This window comes from uncultured Meiothermus sp., from assembly GCF_937863175.1.
GTDB lineage: Bacteria > Deinococcota > Deinococci > Deinococcales > Thermaceae > Meiothermus.
Genome location: NZ_CALMCQ010000342.1, coordinates 1 through 4,314 on the forward strand (window position 1 = coordinate 1; position 4,314 = coordinate 4,314).

Here is a 4,314-nt window from a genome sequence, read left to right on the forward strand (position 1 = left end):
GACTGCTGGAGCGCATTCTCGACTGGGCTGGAGCCAGCGGGGGTGGGGTTCTCCTTCTGGACGAGGAAAACTTTCTCCAGCCGCAGGTGCTTCGAAACCTTGACCTGCCCGTCCATGCTTTTGTTCCCGAAAACCAGTGGAAGGAAGCCCTGGAAAATTCGGTATTCGTGAAAGACCACCTGCTGGCCGTGCCGCTGCGCGAACAGACCTCTATTGGCCTGCTGCTGGTGCAGGGTGAGGCCGAAAACCTGCGACAGCGGCTGCCCTTTCTCCGCTTTCTGGCCGCACAAGTAGCCCTGGCTGTGCGCAATGCCCAGGCCTATCTGCGGGCCGAGGAGCTGGCCCTCACCGAAGAACGCAACCGCATCGCCCGCGAAATCCACGATGGCATCGCCCAGGCCCTGGCCTTCATGGCCCTCAAGCTTGACCTGTCGGAGCGCCTGCTCCAGACCGACTTAAGGCGGGCCACAGAAGAACTACAGCAGGTTAAGGAGACCCTGCGGGGCCAGATTCGCGAGGTGCGGCGCAGCATTTTCGCCCTGCGGCCCATTGACCTCGAGCGCTACGGCTTTCTCGAGTCGGTACGGCGCTATGCCAGCGCCTTTGCCGAGCAGGCGGGCTTCCGCTTGCGTCTGAGTCTTCCGGAGAACCTCGAGCTGTCCCAGGCTTCCGAGCTGGTTTTTTTCCGGGTCTTGCAGGAGGCCCTGACCAATGCCGCCAAGCATGGCAGGCCGGGACTGGTACAGGTTAAGCTCACCTCGCAGGGTGAGCGTGGCGGCGTGCTGGAGATCAGCGATAACGGCAGGGGTTTCAGGGCCGGGGCCACGGCGGACGGTATGGGCGGGTTTGGTCTGACCCAGATGCGCGAGCGGGTGGAGGCCCGGGGGGGGCGCTTTGCGGTCGAATCGGTGGAAGACAAAGGAACCAGGGTGCGGGCCGAGTTGCCGTTCTGATTCCAGGGCGGTTGCCGTAGAAGACACCGCCATTCACAGAACCCGGAGGTGATCAGGGGGCGGTTCTCAAAGCAACCAGGGATGCAGTTAATTTGAAAACTGCCTTCGCGGATTAACCTCATCTCTGCAAGGTATGCAAACCGCCTCCCCCCGTGAAGTTTTCGGTCGCGAATACCCCCGTGATACTGCCTGAAACCCCTCTAACCCCCGTGGAATTATCTTGGCGATTCAGGCCCGCAACGCACGGCCCGGCTGCGGCCTTGTGGGGGTAACACCACCTGGTACTCGGCTTGCAGATTCACAATTCGACCTGAAAGCCTGATCAGAATCAGGGTTTCGCGATCCCGCGCGTTTTCCCAACGATCCAGGCTGGGGGCATAGCTGGCTGTCTCACCCGGCAAGAGCACCCGGATACGCCCGTTCTGCACAGCCCCTACATGGAACCCAGCGGGTTTGGAAAAGTCGGGGATCTGGTCGTAGGGTGCCTTCAGGTTGGCCTCGGCCCAGACCCGGCTGGCTGCTACATACACGGTTCCGGCGGGGTCGTTCACCCGCAGCTCGTGCAGGCAGCGCCGGGCTTTGGGATCTTCATCAAGCAGTTTGGCCAGGTAGGGTGGGGCATCGCTGCGGTCAATCAGCAGCTTGCGGGCCAGGTAGATATAGCCCAGATAGGGATTGACCGGACTGCGGGCCGTACCCAGTTTGAAGACCGTGGGCCCGATGGTGAGGGTGGGACTGGCCCAGCCTGTCACCCTGACCGGCGTTCCTTGGCCCAGATCCACCTGGGCCAGGTTGATGAAGAGGTCGTCGAACACCGCATAGTAAGTATTGTTCTGGCTGACCATCCGCAGGTACAGGCCGTTGGTGGTCTGGGGGAACCGAACCTCGAGCAAGTAGCGCCCCAGAATACCGGTCTCGCTAAAACGCACCCCTTTGGGCTCGAGCAGGCTCCGCAGCTCGCTCACACGCAGTAGCGCCGGCTGCTGCACTCCCCCAACCACCCAGGGCACAGAGTGAACCGCGTTTTGAGCCAGGGTCAGGAGCATGACTGCCCAACCCAGCCACAGCAAGCCCTTTTTCACCCACTACCTCCCTTCATCCGGTCTGTACCAGAAGACTGGCTTACACCTCGAGAGCCCGGCCCCACTCCCCCAGGAAAGCCGTTTTGCCACGCTCGCGCAGGGCCTGTCCCAGGCTTTGCAGCTTGTCTGCTTCGCCATGCACCAGCACCACGCGTTTCTCGCTGTCCAGCCAGTCGAGCAGTTCATCGCGACCCGCATGGCCCGAAAAACCGCCCAGGGTATGGGTCTTGGCCCGTACCCGCACCGTCTCGCCGAACATCCGCACCGTTTCGGCCTTGTGGATTAGCAGCTCACCCAGGCCGCCCCTGGGCTGGTAGCCCGAGATAATCACCGCGTTGTCGCTATCCGGCAGCCCCAGGCGCAGGTGGTGCAGGATACGCCCACCAGACAACATCCCGTTGCCCGCAATGATGATTAGCGGCCCCTTCATCAGGTTAAGGGCTTTGGACTCCTCCACACTGTGGGTGTAGTCGAGTTGCCGGGGCCGGAAGGGGTCGTGGCCTTGCGAATAGATGTGCTGCACCTCGGGGCTGAAAAAGTCCCGCACCCTGGGGTAGATCTCGCTGATTTTGGAAGCCATGGGCGAGTCCACAAACACCGGAACGCTGGGAATGGCCTCGCGCTGCTCGAGTTCACGCAGGTAGAACAAAATCTCCTGGGTACGCTCGAGGGCAAACGAGGGTATAAAGACCTTGCCCTCACGGCGTATCACCTCGCCCAGAATCCCGGCGAACTCCTCGAGGGTAGCGGCAAAAGGCCGGTGAGAACGGTCGCCGTAGGTTCCTTCGGCTATTACCAGGTCTACCTGGGCCGGGTAGTCGGGGTCGGGCAGTACAGCTTTGCGCCGGTGCCCCAGATCTCCACTGAAGATTAGGGTCTTGCCCTCGGCTTCCAGCTGAATGAAGGCACTCCCTGGCAGATGCCCTGCATCCCGCAGGCGGTAGTGGAAAGGCCCCAGGCTGCGGGTCTGGTAGTAGGTAAACTCCTCCATGCGCCCATAGAGTTCGGCCAGGTCTTTTTCATCCCAGGGCAAAGGTGGCGTTTCACGGCCCTTGCGCCCCAAGCGCTCGCGCTCTTCCTGCATCAACTTCAGCGAGTCTTGCAGAATCACTGGCAGAATCAGCCGGGTCGGCTCGGTCACATACACGCGGCCTGGGTAACCCTGCCGCACCAGCATGGGCAGGCGCCCGATGTGGTCGTGGTGGGCATGGGAGATCAGCACTGCGTCAATGCTTCTGGGCTCGAAGCCAAATGGCTCCTCGTTGCGCTCCTCGTTCGCCCCCTGGTAGGCCCCACAGTCCAGCAGCAGTCTGAAATCTTTATGTTCGACCAAATGACAGCTGCCGGTTACGGTCTGGGCTGCGCCAAAGGGGGTGACTCGCATGAATGTACTGTACCAGACTGTTTGCAAGCGGGCTGCCGATTGTGGGGTGACATGTTTTTGGCCTGTACGCAACTCCTGGAGCCGTTGAAAGTTAAAAGTTGAAGGATAGGTGCTTCCATCGTTGTTTTGTCGGTCAACTTTCGACCTGCGACCTGCGACACCCGCATTCTCGAGGGGCCAGCCTCCGGGTGGGCGTTTTTCCAGGGGTGGTTTTGCCTCTATTTGCGGCCTTTATTCGGCCTTGACAGCCCCTGGCGTGTGGTGTAACCTGACGACTTGGACGAGGTTCGACCCCTTTGTCCACAGCTTACCCTCGGAAAGACAACAAGCCGGGCCACCCTAGCTCAACTGGTAGAGCACCCGACTTGTAATCGGAAGGTTGTCGGTTCAATTCCGATGGGTGGCTCCACCAGGGTAGGTGGCCGAGTGGTTAAAGGCGACAGACTGTAAATCTGTTCTCTCCGGAGTACGGCGGTTCGAATCCGCCCCTGCCCACCAAGCACCTTTCGGTGCGCCGATAGCTGATAGCCAAAAGCTATAGGCTATCAGCTATTAGCGGCGCGAAGCGCCAGACGCGGGAATAGCTCAGTCGGTAGAGCATCTGCTTCCCAAGCAGAGGGTCGCGAGTTCGAGTCTCGTTTCCCGCTCCACAAGCGCCACCAGGCGCGAATATCTCCGCGCTCGGGTAGCTCAGCTGGTAGAGCACACCCTTGGTAAGGGTGAGGTCGTCGGTTCAAGCCCGATCCCGAGCTCCAAACCCACACCGCCCGTCCACCGCTGCGGGCGGTGTGTTCCTGAAAAGGAGATGCACCATAGCGGCAGCCAAAGGAGGCGAAACTAATGGCGAAAGGCGTATTCGAACGCACCAAACCACACGTAAACGTGGGGACCATCG

At 60.8% G+C, this 4,314-nt stretch carries 3 protein-coding genes and 4 tRNA genes; 5 read left to right on the forward strand and 2 right to left on the reverse strand.

Annotated elements, in window-relative coordinates; translation table 11 throughout:
- Nucleotides 1–953, forward strand: a 953-nt coding sequence (locus tag Q0288_RS12840) for a sensor histidine kinase (protein WP_299431038.1), incomplete at its 5' end; no start/stop codon positions are given.
- Nucleotides 954–1,168: 215 nt separating this feature from the next.
- Here Q0288_RS12840 and Q0288_RS12845 read toward each other — a convergent pair.
- Together Q0288_RS12845 and Q0288_RS12850 are read right to left on the reverse strand one after the other, a co-directional pair.
- The gene (locus Q0288_RS12845; protein ID WP_299431040.1) at nucleotides 1,169–2,035 is read right to left on the reverse strand and encodes a hypothetical protein; all 867 of its coding nucleotides are present in this window, start codon (nucleotides 2,033–2,035) and stop codon (nucleotides 1,169–1,171) included.
- 40 nt (nucleotides 2,036–2,075) lie between these two features.
- Complete coding sequence (locus Q0288_RS12850; protein WP_299431042.1) at nucleotides 2,076–3,419, reverse strand: MBL fold metallo-hydrolase; 1,344 nt, start codon at nucleotides 3,417–3,419, stop codon at nucleotides 2,076–2,078.
- 333 nt (nucleotides 3,420–3,752) lie between these two features.
- Between Q0288_RS12850 and Q0288_RS12855 the strand changes: the two genes are divergently transcribed.
- The 4 genes from Q0288_RS12855 (at nucleotide 3,753) to Q0288_RS12870 (ending at nucleotide 4,174) form a co-directional block, all read left to right on the forward strand.
- A tRNA-Thr gene (locus tag Q0288_RS12855) sits at nucleotides 3,753–3,828 on the forward strand.
- Between the two features lie 3 nt (nucleotides 3,829–3,831).
- Nucleotides 3,832–3,917 (forward strand) — tRNA-Tyr (locus Q0288_RS12860).
- A gap of 76 nt (nucleotides 3,918–3,993) precedes the next feature.
- Nucleotides 3,994–4,069: transfer RNA gene (locus Q0288_RS12865), tRNA-Gly, on the forward strand.
- A 29-nt stretch (nucleotides 4,070–4,098) separates the two neighbouring features.
- Nucleotides 4,099–4,174 (forward strand) — tRNA-Thr (locus Q0288_RS12870).
- The last annotated feature ends 140 nt before the right edge of the window (nucleotides 4,175–4,314 follow it).

Coding starts and splice junctions, on each gene's coding strand:
- Q0288_RS12850 (WP_299431042.1), bottom strand. CDS start 3,419: ATGCGAGTCACCCCCTTTGGCGCAGCCCAGACCGTAACCGGCAGCTGT.